15 protein-coding genes are annotated in these 17,599 nt (G+C 46.2%); 9 read left to right on the forward strand and 6 right to left on the reverse strand.

The window, feature by feature from the left end; translation table 11 throughout:
• The first annotated feature begins 414 nt into the window (after positions 1 to 414).
• Complete coding sequence (locus QOX44_RS15935) at positions 415 to 1,374, forward strand: hypothetical protein (protein ID WP_283684609.1); 960 nt, start codon at positions 415 to 417, stop codon at positions 1,372 to 1,374.
• Positions 1,367 to 1,867 (forward strand): adenylate kinase, encoded by a 501-nt coding sequence (locus QOX44_RS15940; protein ID WP_283684611.1) that lies wholly within the window; start codon positions 1,367 to 1,369, stop codon positions 1,865 to 1,867. Before QOX44_RS15935 ends, QOX44_RS15940 begins: the two co-directional genes overlap by 8 nt.
• 38 nt (positions 1,868 to 1,905) lie before the next feature.
• On the opposite strand, the gene QOX44_RS15945 is transcribed toward QOX44_RS15940, so the two are convergent.
• Together QOX44_RS15945 and QOX44_RS15950 are read right to left on the reverse strand one after the other, a co-directional pair.
• Positions 1,906 to 3,066, reverse strand: coding sequence for a DUF4317 domain-containing protein (locus QOX44_RS15945; protein ID WP_283684613.1), 1,161 nt, complete (start codon positions 3,064 to 3,066; stop codon positions 1,906 to 1,908).
• A gap of 104 nt (positions 3,067 to 3,170) precedes the next feature.
• Complete coding sequence (locus QOX44_RS15950) at positions 3,171 to 3,914, reverse strand: TraX family protein (RefSeq protein WP_283684615.1); 744 nt, start codon at positions 3,912 to 3,914, stop codon at positions 3,171 to 3,173.
• Positions 3,915 to 4,161: 247 nt separating this feature from the next.
• Between QOX44_RS15950 and rfbD the strand changes: the two genes are divergently transcribed.
• The 5 genes from rfbD (at position 4,162) to QOX44_RS15975 (ending at position 8,923) form a co-directional block, all read left to right on the forward strand.
• The gene (rfbD, locus tag QOX44_RS15955) at positions 4,162 to 5,010 is read left to right on the forward strand and encodes a dTDP-4-dehydrorhamnose reductase (protein ID WP_283684616.1); all 849 of its coding nucleotides are present in this window, start codon (positions 4,162 to 4,164) and stop codon (positions 5,008 to 5,010) included.
• A 1-nt stretch (position 5,011) separates the two neighbouring features.
• Positions 5,012 to 6,310 (forward strand): dicarboxylate/amino acid:cation symporter, encoded by a 1,299-nt coding sequence (locus QOX44_RS15960; protein WP_283684617.1) that lies wholly within the window; start codon positions 5,012 to 5,014, stop codon positions 6,308 to 6,310.
• 146 nt (positions 6,311 to 6,456) lie between these two features.
• A complete protein-coding gene (locus tag QOX44_RS15965; protein ID WP_283684618.1) occupies positions 6,457 to 6,897 on the forward strand; it encodes a LytTR family DNA-binding domain-containing protein in 441 nt (146 codons plus the stop codon).
• A 10-nt stretch (positions 6,898 to 6,907) separates the two neighbouring features.
• Complete coding sequence (locus QOX44_RS15970; RefSeq protein ID WP_283684619.1) at positions 6,908 to 7,372, forward strand: DUF3021 domain-containing protein; 465 nt, start codon at positions 6,908 to 6,910, stop codon at positions 7,370 to 7,372.
• 186 nt (positions 7,373 to 7,558) lie between these two features.
• Positions 7,559 to 8,923, forward strand: coding sequence for a radical SAM protein (locus tag QOX44_RS15975; RefSeq protein ID WP_283684621.1), 1,365 nt, complete (start codon positions 7,559 to 7,561; stop codon positions 8,921 to 8,923).
• 67 nt (positions 8,924 to 8,990) lie between these two features.
• On the opposite strand, the gene QOX44_RS15980 is transcribed toward QOX44_RS15975, so the two are convergent.
• The 3 genes from QOX44_RS15980 to QOX44_RS15990 form a co-directional block, all read right to left on the reverse strand.
• Positions 8,991 to 10,406, reverse strand: coding sequence for a sensor histidine kinase (locus tag QOX44_RS15980; RefSeq protein WP_283684623.1), 1,416 nt, complete (start codon positions 10,404 to 10,406; stop codon positions 8,991 to 8,993).
• The gene (locus QOX44_RS15985; protein WP_283684624.1) at positions 10,403 to 11,104 is read right to left on the reverse strand and encodes a response regulator transcription factor; all 702 of its coding nucleotides are present in this window, start codon (positions 11,102 to 11,104) and stop codon (positions 10,403 to 10,405) included. The genes QOX44_RS15980 and QOX44_RS15985 overlap by 4 nt, the downstream gene beginning before the upstream one ends.
• 304 nt (positions 11,105 to 11,408) lie before the next feature.
• The gene (locus tag QOX44_RS15990) at positions 11,409 to 12,656 is read right to left on the reverse strand and encodes an IS110 family transposase (protein ID WP_283680954.1); all 1,248 of its coding nucleotides are present in this window, start codon (positions 12,654 to 12,656) and stop codon (positions 11,409 to 11,411) included.
• 316 nt (positions 12,657 to 12,972) lie between these two features.
• Between QOX44_RS15990 and QOX44_RS15995 the strand changes: the two genes are divergently transcribed.
• On the forward strand, positions 12,973 to 13,848 hold the full coding sequence (locus QOX44_RS15995; protein WP_283684625.1) for a dienelactone hydrolase family protein: 876 nt from the start codon (positions 12,973 to 12,975) through the stop codon (positions 13,846 to 13,848).
• A gap of 9 nt (positions 13,849 to 13,857) precedes the next feature.
• On the forward strand, positions 13,858 to 15,180 hold the full coding sequence (locus tag QOX44_RS16000) for a formylglycine-generating enzyme family protein (RefSeq protein ID WP_283684627.1): 1,323 nt from the start codon (positions 13,858 to 13,860) through the stop codon (positions 15,178 to 15,180).
• A gap of 109 nt (positions 15,181 to 15,289) precedes the next feature.
• Here QOX44_RS16000 and htpG read toward each other — a convergent pair whose 3' ends face one another.
• Positions 15,290 to 17,368: a molecular chaperone HtpG gene (gene htpG / locus QOX44_RS16005; RefSeq protein WP_283684629.1), complete on the reverse strand. Its 2,079-nt coding sequence runs from the start codon at positions 17,366 to 17,368 to the stop codon at positions 15,290 to 15,292.
• Positions 17,369 to 17,599 lie beyond the last annotated feature (231 nt).

Genomic DNA, 17,599 nt, shown 5'->3' on the forward strand with positions numbered 1-17,599 from the left:
CCGGAACAAAAACAGATACCAAATGCAACACCTGTGAAGCCGCCGGTACTTAATGAATCAGAGTCGCAGGTGAGATGGATGAGGTCAGCTTCCGCTGCGAGCGAAATGGAGCGAGAATGCGTTAGCAACGTTGCCTGTATCCTGAACGGGCGTATGATAAATCATGTATGAAAAAATTTGCCAACGATTACTTGACAGTAACTTTGTGAATTTGAAGCTGGAAAAAACGACAGTGGCGTGCTATACTTTTCTAAAGCATTATTTTTCTAAAAATCAGGCAAATTTGCATCTGTTCTCATTTCTGCCGTCAGGCATCATTTCAGAAATCTCAATGCTTTATTATCCACAGACGCAGGGAGATTTCCGAAAGAAAGAGCAGGAGTATCTCCCGACACAAACGAAAGGAGATACTATATGGGAAGAACACGAAAAAAGAAGAGTGCAGTAGTGCAGACACCGATATACCGCACGTACAAATCACGCATTTTTGAGATGATCTTCAGCGATCGCAAGGAGCTGTTAAGCCTCTATAATGCAGTGAACCATACGGATTACAAGGATCCCGAACAGCTTAAGGTCAACACGCTGAAAAATGCGATTTATATGGGGATGCGAAACGACGTTTCCTTTATTGTGGATCTGAAGCTGAATCTGTACGAGCATCAGTCGACTTATAATCCGAATCTTCCGCTTCGTTTTCTTTTTTATGTAGCGGATCTATATTCGGATCTTACGAAGGATGCAAATCTTTACAGTACGCGGCTGATCGGGCTGCCCACGCCGAGATTCCTCGTTTTTTACAACGGTGTGGAAGAACGGCCGGATAAGGAAGTGCTGAAGCTGTCCACTGCGTTTCAGGTAAAAGAGGAAGAAGTCTTCCTGGAATTGACAGTGATCGTGCTGAATATTAATCAAGGACATAACAGGTCGCTCTTACAGGCCTGCAGGACGCTGAACGATTATGCGGTTTACACTTCACGCATCAGGACGTATGCGCAGCAGACAGATCTTGATACGGCGGTAGAGCGGGCGATCACGGAGTGTATGGACGAGGGAATCCTTGCAGATTTTCTGAGAAAAAACAGGGCGGAGGTGAAAAAGGTGAGTATTTACGAATACGATTATGAAAAGCATATGCGCCAGGAGCGGGAAGAAAATTTTGAGGCCGGACTTGCACAGGGGCGTGCAGAGGGACGCGAGGAGGGTCTTGCAGAAGGTATATGCGCGTATATCTGTTTAGCGCGCAGTCAGGGAATGTCCGAAGAACTTTTGCGCAGGGAGCTACAAAGTCAATTTTCTGTATCAGAGCAGATGATAAAGGAGTGCCTGGGGAGAATGGACGGAAAAAGTAAGCAGGGAGAACAGAATGAATAAAGTATTAGTTATTGGCTGTCCAGGCGCTGGAAAGAGTACATTTGCGAGATACTTAAGAGAGGCAACGGGGCTTCCGTTGTATTATCTCGATAGGATCTGGCACAGGGCAGACCGGACAAACGTGTCGCGGGAAGAATTTGATGAACGGCTTGGAGAAATACTCTCTGGCAGGCAGTGGATCATAGACGGCAATTATCTGCGGACGATGCAGATGCGCATGGAAGCGTGCGATACGATTTTCCTGCTTGATTATCCGCTGGAAGTATGTCTGTCAGGCGTGCAGTCGCGTATCGGAAAAGAGCGCGAGGATATGCCGTGGATCGAGCAGGAATTCGATGCGGAATTTCGCCAGTGGATCGCTGCCTTTGAAAAGGATCAGCTTCCGGAGATATACCGCCTTTTGGAACAGTATAAAAAAGAAAAGACTGTCATTATTTTTCATTCACGGGAGGAAGCACAGCAGTATGCTGAAAGCGGCGGTCCGTCTGTATGAGGGCTGAGGCTTTTGCAGACCGGACCGCCGCAGAGGGGCTATATAGCTTCGGTGGAGTCCTCGTCCTGACGCTGCATCGTATGTACGGGAATCCCGTTTACTTCTACGGAATCATCTGCCGGAATGACGAAGTACGGGCGTCCCTCCAGCATGCGTGTTTCGATGAGATCGGCGCATTCCGGTTTGACGGAAATGACGATATTCGGCGTCTTGATCTCAAATTTCCGGCGATTGACGACATTGGAAACGTACAGAGCAGTCTGGTTGTTTCCGCCGGACTGTTCAAATTCTTCCTCGAAGTGTTCAAGCGTTTCTTCCGTTGCGCCATTTTCCATCAGCAGCCGCTTTACGTCATTTTTATCAAGAGCGGGAGGATTCGGATCGTCTTTTCGTTCATCGAGCAGATCATTCAGCTCCTGATGGATTGTTTTGACCGTTTCATACGTGCATTCGCCCTGCAATGTCTCACAGATCAGAGTATTGAACGTCTCCTTCTGGGAAGAAGCGGTCAAAGGCAGTTCGCATCCGAGAAGCAGTCTTGCAAAATCTGCATTCAGCTCTTCTGGATTCTTGGAATAATAGAGGACGCTGTGGATGTCTGTGTTGCGGTCTGTAAAGGCCGGGAATAAAAATCCGGTGACCGGAGCTTCGACGAACCAGTCGCGAATGCGCTCTTCGATAGCGTTCGTATCTTCATTGTAGCAAAGTCCCGGTTTTGTCAGTTTGACCGGACAGATGGAACAAAGAAGAAATTCGTAGACATCGTCAGAGGCGTCAAACATCTCTATGCCGTCAGAGGCTTTTTTTGGAATGTCGTACGCGCCGTGGACGATCACGATATAATAATTTTCCGGATACAGGAAATTCTCAATGATCTTATCGTAAAATTCATCGAGCAGTTCATCATCTTTCAACTGGCTTTTCTTCAACTGCATAAGATATTCCTGCGCGCCGCCTCCGGTCTCTTCCGTAAGCGGAAATTCCATATCGAGCAGATTTCGCCCGATCGTTCCGGAAAGCGTTTTTTTCAGGATCTCAAAATATTTGAACATTTCCTCTTCAGGCAGAGAGAGGAAGGCTTCTTTCATCTTTGTCTTTTTATTTTTGTCGGCGTCTACGTAGCAGCCGCAGATACGTGTAATCGGCGTGCGGTCGGGTGTAAAGAGACGCTTGATCTCGGCAACTTCTTTTTTATTCATGTCTGAACTCCTTTTTGATTAGTCGTTGTACTGACAGCTTCATCTTAGCTGTTTCATTTTGGTATTTGGTGGTGTCTTTGCAGCAGGTTCCATATCTTACGGGATCATCCTGGTATCAGTACAGGGATCAGATAGTTTGCAATGGTGTGCAGCAGCAAAAGATGGACCGGATAAAACCAGTAGAAGAAATATTTCATCTGCCTGCCGCGTTTGCCATTGTAGAGATACACGGGAATAAATGCAAGCGGCGCGGGAAGCTCCCATGATACGGCGGCGGCTCCTCCGATACACTGGTACAGTCTGGTATAGCGCAGCAGATACAGTACGGCGATCAGAAATACGCCCTTGTAGCTGTAATCGGTATCGATCCAGAAGGCAAGATACATTCCGGCAGCCAGGGGGAGGAGGGAGAGAAACATGTTTTTTGTTCCGTTTTTTGTGATCCGCGCGATCCCTGCAATGACCAGCAGACCGATCAGCAGTGTGAAATAGACATTCTGCTTTTCAGGATAGTACCAGCTTCCCTTTAAAGCAAGGTCAAATGGAAGCTCTGAGATCAGCGCGAACAAAAAGAGGCGCCCTGCGTATTTTTTTACGTTTTTTGTATGGAGAAAGCCTTCTACGATCAAAAAACAGAAGATCGGAAAGGCCAGTCTTCCGATGTCGCGTGAAAGATTATAGATGTTTCCCCACGTGTTGCGAAGTATCGGATCTTCCAAAACCGACTGGCAGCCTAAAACCGTGCGCAGGACGGTGGCTCCCAGGTGGTCAATAAACATGGTGATAATGGCGATCAGTTTTAAGGTACTGCCGGATATGCCTCCAAATGGCTTGTGCCGATCTGTCATAGATTACCTCCTGAACAACAGTCTTTTACGGAAAAGGATACCTGTTTTGTGCGGGCTTGTCAAGCGTCCGGACAGATCGAAGCGTGTCCGCCGTACCAGATGTCCATACCATATGAAGGCGTATACGAAGCCGTGAGGATTCTTGCGTTGACACGGCAAAAAGACATTGATATAATATTAACAATGTTGCCGGGCAAAGAAGCAGCGGCAGCAGAGCATGTATTTACTTATGGAAGGAGAAACGCATATGCAAAAAGTATGGATTGTTGGTTCTGCAGGGCAGATCGGTACGGCGATCAATGAGGTGCTTGATCCCGTTGAGCTGAGGGTACTGAATACGGACAAAGAAGAACTGGATATTACGGATACGGACGAGGTGCTGAATTTCGGTGAGATCAACCGCCCCGATGTGATCATCAACTGTGCGGCAGTCACAGATACGGCTCTGTGCGAGGAAGAGCCGGAACTTGCGTTTCGGGTAAATGCGCTCGGCGCGAGGAACTTAAGTATCGTAGCGCGTAAGATAGGTGCAAAGGTGGTGCAGCTCTCGACAGACGATGTGTTCGACGGGGAGAGCCGGACGCCGTATACGGAGTTTGACGATACGAATCCTAAGACTGTTTACGGAAAGAGTAAAAGAGCGGGAGAGAATTACGTAAAGGAGTTTACCCACAAGCATTTTATTATCCGAAGCAACTGGGTGTACGGAAAGGGAAATAATTTTGTAAACGGCGTTTTGGAAGCGGCGGGAGAGGAGCGTCCGCTTTTGGTTGCCTCCGACCAGTTTGGTTCTCCTACGAGCGCGAAAGATCTTGCGCGGATCATTCTTTATCTGATGCACACGAACGAATACGGTACGTATCATGCGACGTGCAAGGGAATTTGCAGCCGGTATGATTTTGCGCAGGAGATACTTGCTCTTGCAGGAAAGGAAGCGAAATTGCGTGCAGTGCCGACATCGCAGGCAGAGCTTTCGTCTGTGCGTCCGGCATATGCGGCGCTCGATAATTTTATCCTGCGCGTGATCGATGTCTACGACATGCCGGACTGGAAAACATCACTGAAAGAATACATGGAAGAGAGCAGGGAGGGCTGATATGGCAGATGTGAAAAGAGAAAAGAAAGAAAAAAAGGGAAAAAAGAAGATCGGTCTTACGACGAAAATATTTATCGCGCTGCTTTTTGGCGCTGTTTTCGGAATGGTTCTGTGTTATCTCGTTCCGGCAGGAGAGATCCGCGATGAAATCATCGTAGACGGTGTTTTATATGTGATCGGTCAGGGCTTTATCCGGCTGATGAAGATGCTTGTCGTGCCACTTGTATTCTGCTCGCTTGTCTGTGGGAGCATGGCGATCGGTGATACGAAAAAGCTCGGTACGGTAGGTGTGAGGACGATCGCGTTCTATCTGGTGACGACGGCGCTCGCCATCACGATCGCACTTGGCGTCGGCAATCTGCTCGATCCGGGAAAGGGGCTTGATATGAGCGCGGTGCAGTCAAATGCCGCTTCTGTAGAGGCAATGGAATCGACCTCTCTTGCAAATACGCTGCTGAATATCATTCCGGAAAATCCGATCGGTTCTCTGGCGTCGGGAAATATGCTGCAGATCATTGTGTTCGCGCTGATCATCGGTGTGATCCTTGCGAAGCTCGGCGAACGGACAGAGACAGTTGCTAATTTTTTCAGCCAGTTTAATGACATCATGATGGAAATGACGATGATGATCATGAGTCTGGCTCCGATCGGAGTATTCTGTCTGATCGCAAGAACGTTTGCCGGAATCGGATTTGGCGCATTTTTGCCGCTCGGAAAGTATATGATTGCAGTTTTACTTGCACTTGTATTGCAGTGCGTTGTTGTTTATCTCGGACTGCTTAAAGTATTTACGGGGCTTAATCCGGTCAAGTTTATCCGAAACTTTTTCCCTGTGATGGCGTTTGCCTTCTCGACAGCGACCTCAAATGCGACGATTCCGCTGTCGATCGATACGCTGGCGAAGAAGATGGGCGTATCGAAAAAGATTTCGTCCTTTACGATTCCGCTTGGAGCTACGATCAACATGGACGGAACTGCGATCATGCAGGGAGTGGCAGTCGTATTTGCCGCACAGGCATTCGGTATCCATCTGGAAATGATCGATTATATCACGGTCATCGGTACTGCCACACTGGCGTCCATCGGTACGGCAGGTGTGCCGAGCGTCGGGCTCGTGACGCTTACGATGGTATTTAACTCCGTAGGACTTCCGGTCGAGGCGATCGGCCTGATCATGGGTATCGACCGTATCTTAGACATGACAAGAACGGCGGTCAATATCACGGGCGACGCCGTATGTACGACGATCGTTGCACATCAGAACAAAGCGCTTGACCGCGAGGTATTTAAGAATTCGTGATTTTCCCAAAAAGCTGCCGCCGAAACGACCAAGAGCCGTAAGGCGGCAGCTTTTGACCGTTTATGAGCCGCCTTTGACCGTCCATCGAAAATCTGTTGCAGACGGCAAAGGCTTTTTCTATAATGACATCAGAAAGGAGGGAGGAGATGCAGGTAGAGATAAAAATAGATGCTTCCTGTGCGGAACCGAAAGTCACGATACATACCGCCTCCATGACAGAAGAGGTGTGCAGGATCTTAAACAGACTGTCGGAACATGTGCCGGAGATACTCTCAGGAATCAGGAATGAGAGAACAGAAGTGATCGAACAGGAGGAACTGATCCGCGTTTACGCAAATGCGGGAAAGGTGTTTGCAGTTACGGAAACAGGGGAGTATGCGGTGCGTCTTCGGCTGTATGAAATTGAGGAAAGGCTTCCCGCCAATAAATTTGTCCGTATATCAAATTCGGAGATCATCAATCTGAGAAAAGTAAAAAATTTTGATCTGAGTTTTACAGGTACGATCTGTGTGGAATTTAAGAATGGGACAAAAACGTTCGTTTCCAGAAGATACGTCTCAAAAATAAGAAAAATCCTGGGAATATGAGGTGATGAATATGAAGAAGAAAATAATCATGCGCGGTCTGCTTGGAATTCCGCTCGGTATGGCGCTCGGTGATGTCATTACGATCACCTCCTCTCTGATCTGGGGACAGGGGGAGTACGTACCGTGTATACCATATTTTGTGGAAATGATAGGAAGCGAGAGCTGCGCGGTAGCGTTACAGGCAGCGCTGTGCGCAGTCATCGGCGCAGTGTTTGCAATGGCGTCCGTGATTTGGGAGATCGATCACTGGAGCATTGCAAAACAGACGGGGGTGTATTTTGTTATTACAGCCTCGGTGATGATGCCTGTCGCATATATAGCGGGGTGGATGGAACGAAGCATCTTGGGTGCGGTCATTTATTTTTTGGTTTTTGTCTTTTTCTTTGGCGCGGCGTGGCTTGCGCAGTATGCGGTCATGCGGTATAAGGTCGGAAAAATGAACAGAACTCTTTTGGATGAGAAAGAAAAAATATAACTTTTACTCCGTATTCTTTTTGTGCAAAAACGGCAAAGTGTACGAAAAGGATACAAATACATTTTTTTGTCTATATGCTCTTTTTCGCATTTGAGGTAGGATAGTGGCAGCAGGAAGCCAGACGGGATAAACGGACGCTGCACAAAGTTTGGGCAGCGCTGCCACAAAGGATAAGGAGAACAGACTATGAGTATTGCAAATGAACTGAAAAGAACAACACTAAAAACGGCGTTCCATTATCTGGAAAAAGATCCGGAAAAGAATGCGGTCAAATTGATGGAACTCGTAGACAAATTTGCCGGAAACGGTCCGGACAGCTTTCCAAAGCAGAGAGAAGCGTTTCGCAGCGTATTGGAAGATCCGCAGAACAATATGTATCAGTTAATTATGAGCGTTCTAAAAGACATTGATAAAGACGTTCTGAAAGCGACATTTGAAAATTTCTTTTTCAATGCGAATATTGTAGGCTGGCCGAAGCAGGAAGAAAACAGAAAAAAATACGGATGCAACATCCCGTGGGCGATCCTTCTTGATCCGACATCGGCATGCAACCTTCACTGTACGGGATGTTGGGCTGCTGAATACGGAAACAAACTGAATCTGACGTTTGATGAGATCGATTCTATCATCTCTCAGGGAAAACGTCTCGGCGTTTATATGTACATCTATACGGGCGGGGAACCGCTGGTGCGGAAAAAGGATCTGATCGCTATCTGCGAGAAGCACAGCGACTGTCAGTTTTTAAGCTTTACAAATGCTACACTGATCGATGAAGCGTTCGCAGACGATATGCTTCGGGTCAAAAACTTTATTCCGGCAATCAGTGTCGAAGGTTTTGAAAAGGCAACGGATGGACGCCGCGGAGACGGTACGTATCAGAAAGTGGTGCGTGCGATGAAGCTGCTGAAAGAAAAGCATCTGCCGTTCGGTCTGTCGTGCTGCTATACAAGCCAGAATCTTGATTCAATCAGCTCCTTTGAATTTATCGATCAGATGGTAGAATGGGGAGCAAAATTTGTCTGGTATTTCCATTATATGCCGGTTGGAAATGATGCAGTCTTAGATCTTCTTCCCAATCCGCAGCAGAGAGAATTTATGTATCACAGGATACGTGAGATAAGAAGAACAAAACCGATCTTTGCAATGGATTTCCAGAATGACGGCGAATACGTCGGCGGCTGCATTGCGGGCGGAAGACGATATCTGCATATCAATGCAAACGGTGATGTGGACCCTTGCGTTTTTATCCATTATTCTGATTCCAATATTCGGGAAAAGACGCTGCTTGAATGTTTGCAGTCACCGATCTTTATGGAATACCATAAAGAGCAGCCGTTTAATGAAAATCATCTGCGTCCGTGTCCGATGCTTGAGAATCCGGAAAAGCTGCGCACAATGGTACACAGGACAGAGGCAGTCTCGACCGATCTGCAGTCTCCTGAGAGTGTAGATCATCTGTGCGATAAATGTGTAAACTACGCAGAAAACTGGACGCCGACGGCACAGAAGCTGTGGAGTGAGAGTCAGGAAAAGAAGAAGCTTATGTCATAGAAAAATCTTGTCACGCGGATGCCCACAAGTTTTTCTATGACATAACCATTAAGATACGCACAGAAAATCAGGGTGTTTGCAGCCGCAGTGTAAAAATAGCTCCTTCTGATGGCGCATTTGACGCGGTCAGAGTTGCACCTATTTTCTGTGCCGCAGATTGTGCGATTGCCAGACCAATCCCGAAAATTCCACCTTTACCTTTGTAGCACCTTTCAAAGAGATGCGGGAGATCGTTTTCTGCTATGCCGTCCCCGTTATCTGCTACGGAAATGCAGAGATCGTGTTCCGCAGCAGTTACCGATATCGTTACATTTGTTTTCGCATAGCGGATGGCATTGGTCAGAAAGTTTTCCAAAATCGTGCAGATTAATTCATTATCTCCATACACGCAAACTGCCTCATCGAAGGGAAGCAGTGACAGGGTGATGCCATTTTTTAAAGCAAGCCCGCAGCACCGATCAAGACATGCTTCAATCGGATCGATGATCAGAAGCGGTTCCAGCTTTGTTGGAGCAGTTTCACTCTCTAATCGTGAGAGTGTGAGAAGACTGTTTACCAATGTTGTGAGCCGGATGCTTTCGGTTAGAATAGTATGCGCAGCATCTTCTGGAGCAGAAAAACGTCTCTGCTCGATTCCTTGTGCATACCCGCTGATAGACATAAGCGGATTGCGCAGCTCGTGTGAAACATTCTGAAAAAAATTTCGTTGTATTTTGTCGGAATGAAGGAGCTGTGCAGACATCTGATTCATTGCAAGCCGGAGCGATTCCAGCTCTTTGAGTGAAAAGGATGGTTTTATCTCAGTGAATTTTCCGCTGCCTATTGATGAAGCTTCCTTGCAAAGCGTATGAAGAGGAAGCGTAATACTGCGAACAATTAGTAATAAGACAAAAAACATAAGCAGCATAAGAATAGAGGAAATGATAAGCACGAATATGCTTGCATCTTTGATCCAGTCTCCGATATCTGAGATGGCGCTGTAGACAACAATGTACTTGATCTGTGGAAATTCCGATGGGACTTGATACGTATTGATCAGATAAGCATGTCCGTCGGTGCTTTCGAATTCTGAGGTATTATATGCGGAAAAATCATCCTGCTGGAGAAGATATTCTGCAAAATCTTGCGAAAGCGGTGAAAGGCGTTCCCGTTCCTGTTCCTCTCTTGGGTAAATAACGTGCATGCGGGATTCAAAAATCATCAGTTTGGCGCTGCCCGTCGTTTTGCGCATCAGTGAGCCGATTGCAAACAGAAAATCAGGGATGGAATCATTTGGCACAATATCTGTATCAGAATCAGATCGAAAGTATTCCTCTATTAGTGGAGTGATCTTTTGCTGTAGAGAATCCAGTTTCAAAGCAGCTTTTTTGTAAGCGTACTTTTCTGCACTGTGATGAAAAATCAGACAGGAAAGAGGCGGGAGCAGAAGTAAAACAAGGATTGTAGGCAAAAAAATACGAAAAAAAATAGTTTGTTTTCTCAATGCACTTCCTCCTTAACAAGTCGAAATCCAAATCCCCAGACGGTTTCAATATGAATATCGCTTTGCCTTTCACGCAGCTTCCGGCGCAGTCTTTTCACAAGGTCATCCGCAGCGCGAGTATCAGCCTGCCATTCCATTTTCCATAATGTCTGTAGAAGCTCTTCCCGGCTGACGGCCCGTTCCTGATGCAGGATCATATATGATAGAAAATCGAATTCAGCAGGGGTCAAAGGGAGCGGCTGCTGATTCAGCATTGCTGTGTGCAGGCAGGGAAAAAGCGTTAATGTTCCAATTGTCAGTTCGGGTGGTGTACTATTTTCCACAGCCGTTTTTTGTGCTCGACGTAAAACAGCCCGAACCCTTGTAACTAATTCCTGAGGGAGAAAAGGCTTGACCAGATAATCATCGCTTCCCAGCGTCAACCCTGTAATCCGGTCGAACGGACTATCTTTGGCAGAGACCATAATAATAGGAAGATCGGGATTTGTCTGGCGCAGTTTTGAGCAAATGCTCAGACCATCGCTGCCCGGCATCATAATGTCAAGGATCACTAAATCCGGCATTTTTTGAATGCAGGCGTTCAATAGAGTATCCCCGTCCGGATAGGCTTGGACATCAAAACCTTCCTGAACTAAAAAAAGAGCAATTAAGTCGCGGATATTTTTTTCATCATCTGCAAGATAAACGGATTGAGCCATAAGATACCTCCTGTGCTGCGTTTATTTATGTATCATAGCATTTTGCGCATGCGAGGTAAAGAGCTGCCACAAAATTGCCACAAAATTGCCGCGGCTTATCCCTCGAAAAACCTAAGAAAAGTGTGCTAGTATGAAACCGGGGAGCAGGAGATGATAGATGATGAAAGAGAGCTGCAAAACAAAATGGAGACAGGAGGCGAAAGATTGAAAATGAGAAGTAGAGGGTATCCATTCCCTTAAGTACACGACAAATAAGCCATCTTTCGGTGGCTGCTTTAAAAATTGAATATTAGAAATGTTAAGGTTATGCAGTTGCTGACTTGATTTTATAACCTTGATTCCTTGCTATGATGATTGCCTGCTCTACTGTAATCTCACGGTCCGCAGGCGGTAGGTCGGATTTTTGGTAAAGTTCTGCATTATAGTTTTCCCCGTTCTTCAACATGTGGTATAATGCGGTAAGAAGCATTCTTGCTATTGCAAGGATTGCTTTCTTGTGACCGCGACGCTTTCTGATACGGAGATAACGGTTACGCATTTCAGGATGCTTAGTGCTTTTTACGACAGCGTTTGCGCACTGTACTAAAAGCGGTTTGATGTAGCATCCGGCCTTGGACACCCGGACAGATTTTTTCTTCCCTGCACTTTCATTGTTGGTTGGTGTAAGCCCAGCCCATGAGCACAAGTGTTTCGCCGAAGGAAAAGCCTCCATATTGGTACCGATTTCGGAAATGATTCCGATGGCAGTGAAAGTACTGCTGATACCAGGAGCGGTTTGAAGAATGGAAAGTTCCTGCTGATAGGGAGCGGCGAGCGCAAGAATGAGTTCTTCAAGCTCTGCTTTCCGGGATTCAAGGTTTTCATAATGAGCTTTGATTACTTTGAGTTTGCCAGCCTGTTCCGGAGTGATATAGCCATCAATGGCATTGCGAAGCTCGGGAAGTTTTTTCTTCAGGCTTCTGAAAACAAGAGGTTCAAGGTCAAAGGAAGTATTTGCGGGATTTTCCAAAAGTTTATCCAGTATCGCCTGAGCAGATTTGCCGAAGGTGTCCGAAACAACGTTTCCCAACTGGATATTGGAAACCGTGAGACAGTTCTGCAAACGATTCTTTTCGCTTGATTTGAAGCAGGTTAGTTTGAAACGGTAACGCATTAGGTCGCGAAGCTGGCGAATGTCAGCAGGTGGCATAAAGCTTCCGGCAACAAGGTCATGCTTAAACAGGTCAGCAATCCATTTGGCATCTTTTTTGTCAGTTTTCTTTCCACGGATAGCCTTAACATATTTAGGATGAGCAAGGACAATCGAACAATCCGATTCCAAGATGTTATAAACAGGGATCCAGTATTTACCGGTAGATTCCATACAGACATCCTTGCAATTGCGATCGAGTAACCACTGTAACAAAGTTTTCAGACCGCTCGTGTAGGTCGAAAACCGGCGGCTCTCGTAAGAAGTGACACCTTTATCGTTAGTAGAAGCGATACAGGCAACTACAAAAGTCTTGTGGACATCAATGCCACAGCAGATTTTGTACACGATTTTTAAAGCCATAGGGACTCCTTTCAGAACCAGAAGGTTCACTAAAGATTATAGGGAGAGACGGCATTGACTGAACGCCTAAGCCATAAACGAGAATGTTTATACAAAGATAAGATTACGTGCTTGAAATCACACTTATTTGTGCTTGAAAAGGCGGACTACACATATAAACATACGGTCATCCGGCAAGCCGGACAGCCCACTCACCTCCCCGTGATTTGTAGTATACCGAGTTCCCTATAAGAAGAATTATAAAGAAAAAATAAGCTCAGGAAAACATTTTCATAACGTTTTGTGCCTGAGCGAAGCGAAAGGAATGGATATAAACATGAAAAATAGAAACATGGTAAAAAAAAGAATCGGTATAGTACTGACCGCAGCGGCGCTGTCAGTCGCAGTAGGAAGCGCAGTTATTCTGGCATCAGAGGAAGAGACACAGACTTCCTCCATTGAATCAGAAACAGAATCTGTAATGTCCGAGAAGGAGAGCGAAAGCGCAACGTCTGAAATGGAGAGCGAAACATCTGAAACGGAAAGTCTAAAATTTCAGGAAATGAGTATTTCTGCGGAGCAGGCGGAAAAGCTGCAATATTATCTCTATATACCGGAAAAGCAGACGAATCATATGCCGCTGATCGTTTATTTACATGGAGCAAGCGCAAAAGGTCAGGAACTGCAGCTGCTGACCTCCACGGAAGAATTTCCGAAATATTTACAGGAGGGAGAGCTGGGAAAAATTGAAGCTTATGTGCTTATGCCGCAATTGCCGTCAGAACAGAAAAGCTGGAGAAATATAGATGAATTACTTTATAATCTGATTCAGGATACGGTTGCTGAATTTTCTATTGATGAAAAAAATATTTCTTTGACAGGATTTAGTATCGGTGGTACAGGTACGTGGGAGCTTGCAAAAAAATATCCGGAACTCTTTGCACGGATCGCTCCATTATCAGGCAGTGCAAGAGGAGTGCTGGATAGTGCAGAGGAAATGAAAGACATTTCGGCGTGGGTTTTTGTCAGCGATGAAGATACGGTAATTCGTCCGAATTCTTCGGAGGATATGGTACATCAATTAAAGCGGGCGGGCGCAAAGGCAACGATCCATTTGTTTGAGGGTGCAGAGCACGAAGAAGTATCTTCGCTTGTCTGGCTTGACGAAATGATAAAACTTGCAGACTGGCTGACCGGTGAGGTCAGCTATTAGGAGGACGGTATGAAGAAAGAAAAAAGATGCTTGAGCGTTCTTTTTGCAGTATGTCTGCTTGGTTTCTTACTTTCCGCAGGCGTGTCTGCAGAAGAAGAAACGAAGAAGAGTGCTATGAATATGTATACAAACAGTGATCTTATTGAAAAAGAGCAGCCCGAACTCAACGAAGAAACAAAAGCTTTAATCGCGCAGTATCAAAACGATCCTGCCATAGAGAATTACGTGAAGCTCAGGGAGATGGTAATTGAAAATTATGAAGCAGTATTAGACCGGAAAGAAACAAAGTTGGACGAGCTAAAAGAAGAGACACAGGGAAAACCGGGCGGAGATGAGATTGTTGCAGAGATGGAAGAGATCGTTCAGGAGATGTATATTACTTACTGGGATCGTATCAACAGTAATATGCTGCGCTTTACAGATCCACGGCTTTTGCAATGGAAGGTTTCGGAGGCATCTCAATATGAGTATATTCCGGTTATGGGTGCTGGGGAGAGCGTTTATGTGAAACGTACGCCTGTGACGAATGCAGAATATGCCAAGTTTCTGAAAGCGACAGGCTATCAGGCTCCTTCGAACTGGATCGATGGCGCTTATCCCAAAGGTGAAGAAGAACTTCCGGTAAATGATGTTTCGTATACAGACGCACAGGCGTACTGCGCCTGGCTGACAGAACAGGATGGCACGGATACTTACCGGCTTCCGAGTGAAGGTGAGTGGGAGCTTGCCGCAGGACATATGCCAAAAGGCGCAGATTTTAACTGCGGAGTAAACGAGGGAAGAACCTCAGTTGACGCGTATGCGGATGTGACGAGGGGAGCGCATGGGGGGATAGATTTTTGGGGAAATGTTTGGGAATGGACTTCTACGGAGCGTACGAATGCAGATGGAGAAGTTGTCTTTGGCGTAAAGGGAGGTTCGTGGAAATCTGACAGAACCGATTGCCGCACGGAGTATAGAGAAGAAGGGCGAGAGGAAGCAGAAGGCTATGAAGACGTAGGATTTCGTGTGATCCGGATTTTGGATGGAAATGAGCCGGAACAGCAAGCAGAGATTGATACGCTTGCCTCTCCGATCATCACGGGGAAAGCCTCGAAAGACAGTATTACGCTTTCGTGGAAAGGCGTGGAAGGTGCAGTGGAATATCAGATATTTGAATACCATGAAATAAGCGGTCTGGTAAGTATGGTTGCTCGGACAGAAGAAACAGAAATCTCTATATTAAATCTGGAATCAGGAAAGACGTACCGATACATTGTCCAACCAATATCTTACACGGCAGCCGCAGATAACGTAACAGCGGAGAACAGCATTACGATTACCTGTGAATAAAAAAGAATTAAAATACCCTGAACGTAAGGTGCAGTAAAAAACTGCGCCATTCGATCAGGGTATTTTTGCCGTTCTCAGATAGTATGCTCTTTTTTATAGCTGTTTTTCATTATTTCGCAAACAGCTTCAGGATCTCATTGCTCCGTGCGATGAATTTTGTCATTGCTTCCGGTGCAAGCGGTTTGTGCGCGATCATAGCGAGGTCGTAGAGCTGCTCGCAGATCATCGGTACTTTGTCAGAGTCCTTATTTGCTGCAACGAACTGTACCAGCTCATTGTTGGCGTTTAATACGAGTGTCTCGTTTCCGCCGAACATGGACGGATCCATGCCGTACATACCGTACATCTTCATCATTTCCTGCATACGGCGGTTGTCCTCAGACAGTGTGACCATGGAAGAAATATTTTCATTTTTCAGCTTTTCTACCTTTACTTCCAGGTTGTCTTTTCCAAGTGCTTTGCGGAATACCTCTGTCAGGGTATCTGTTGTCTCCTTGAGCGCTTCTGTATCTGTCTCTTCTTTTACAGAGTCTGTGACATCTGCATCGATACGCTGGAATTTCACCTTATCATTGAGCTGCTCAATATGGGAGATGAAAGCAGTGTCAATATTGTGGCGCAGGATCACAGCATCCATGCCGGATTCACGGAACAGGTTGATGTACTGGCTCTGCTGTACCTCGTCTGTTACGTAGTAGATGGTCTGTTTTTCTGGTTCTTTTGCTTCCTCGTCCTTCTTATCATCGGATACGACCTCTGCTTCGACGGTTTCAGATGTAGCAGCATCTTTTGCCGCCTCGTCTTTTTCCTCTTCCTTTACGAGATCCTTCAGTGTCAGATATTTGCCGTCGAGATTCTTGTAAAGGACGTAGTCCATGATCTTTTCACCGAATTTGGCATCCTTGATGCAGCCGAATTTGATGAACGGACTGATGTCATCCCAGTATTTTTCGTAGTTCTCGCGGTCTGTCTTGCACATGCCGGAAAGCTTGTCAGCAACCTTCTTTGTAATGTAATCAGAAATCTTCTTGACGAAGCCGTCGTTTTGCAGTGCGGAACGTGATACATTAAGCGGAAGATCCGGACAGTCGATCACACCCTTTAAGAGCATCAGAAATTCCGGGATCACTTCTTTGATATTATCAGCGATAAATACCTGATTGTTGTACAGCTTGATCTTTCCTTCGATGGAATCGTACTCCGTGTTGATCTTCGGGAAGTAGAGGATACCCTTTAAGTTGAACGGATAATCCATGTTCAGATGGATCCAGAACAGCGGCTCCTTGTAGTCGAGGAATACTTTGCGGTAGAAGTCGCGGTATTCTTCGTCGGTACAGTCATTCGGATGCTTTGTCCAAAGCGGGTGCGTATCGCTTAAAGAAACCGGACGCTTGTTGATCTTTACGCGGTCGCGTGCCGGAGCGATCTCAACGACTTCTTTTTCTCCGTTCTCGTTCTCTTTTTCTTCTGTCTTGGCATCCTCGTGGATACGCTCTACGACAACGTCATCCTCGCGCAGATCTGCTTCGTCGATCGTCTCATATTCCTGCTCGGCGTTTGCCTTGGAGAGGAAGATCTCGACCGGCATGAAGGAGCAGTATTTCTCAATGATCTCTCTTGCACGGTACTCGTTGGCAAATTCCAGTGCGTCCTCAGACAGGAAGAGGGTGATCTCTGTACCGACGCTCTGGCGGCTGCCTTCCTCAAGGGTATACTCTGTACCGCCGTCGCACTCCCAGTGGACCGCAGACGCGCCCTCTCTGTAAGAAAGCGTATCGATGTGTACCTCATCCGCTACCATGAAGGCAGAATAGAAGCCCAGTCCGAAATGACCGATGATCTCATCCTCTGTCGTCTTGTCTTTATATTTGGCAAGGAAATCAGTAGCTCCGGAAAAGGCGATCTGTGTGATATATTCCTCCACTTCATCCGCAGTCATACCGATACCGTTATCAATAAATTTCAGAGTTTTTTCTTCCGGATTAACGATGACCTGGATCTGTTTTTTGTAGTCATCCGGGAAGGTATATTCTCCCATCACCTCAAGCTTGGCAAGCTTTGTGATCGCATCGCAGCCGTTCGAGATCAGCTCACGGAAAAAGATATCGTGATCAGAATACAGCCACTTCTTTATGATTGGAAAAATATTTTCGCTGTTGATCGAAAGAGAACCTGTTTTCTTGCTCATTTTTACCACTCCTTTACATACTGTCAGAACTGCCCGGTTCGTGACGGGTACTGGCGAAGCCCTTTTCCTGATCTGTCATGACGGGAGAAAGGGGTGCTTTGTTCTGCTTTTGTGTTCTGTAGGTATCTTAATACCGTGTCTGGAAAAAGTCAAGAGAAAAATCAGCACTCGATTAAAGCGAGTGCTAACAAAAAAGAAAATAATAGAAAACAAAAGGAGCGCAGGGGCGAA

Source organism: Parablautia sp. Marseille-Q6255, from assembly GCF_951230155.1.
GTDB lineage: Bacteria > Bacillota > Clostridia > Lachnospirales > Lachnospiraceae > Choladousia.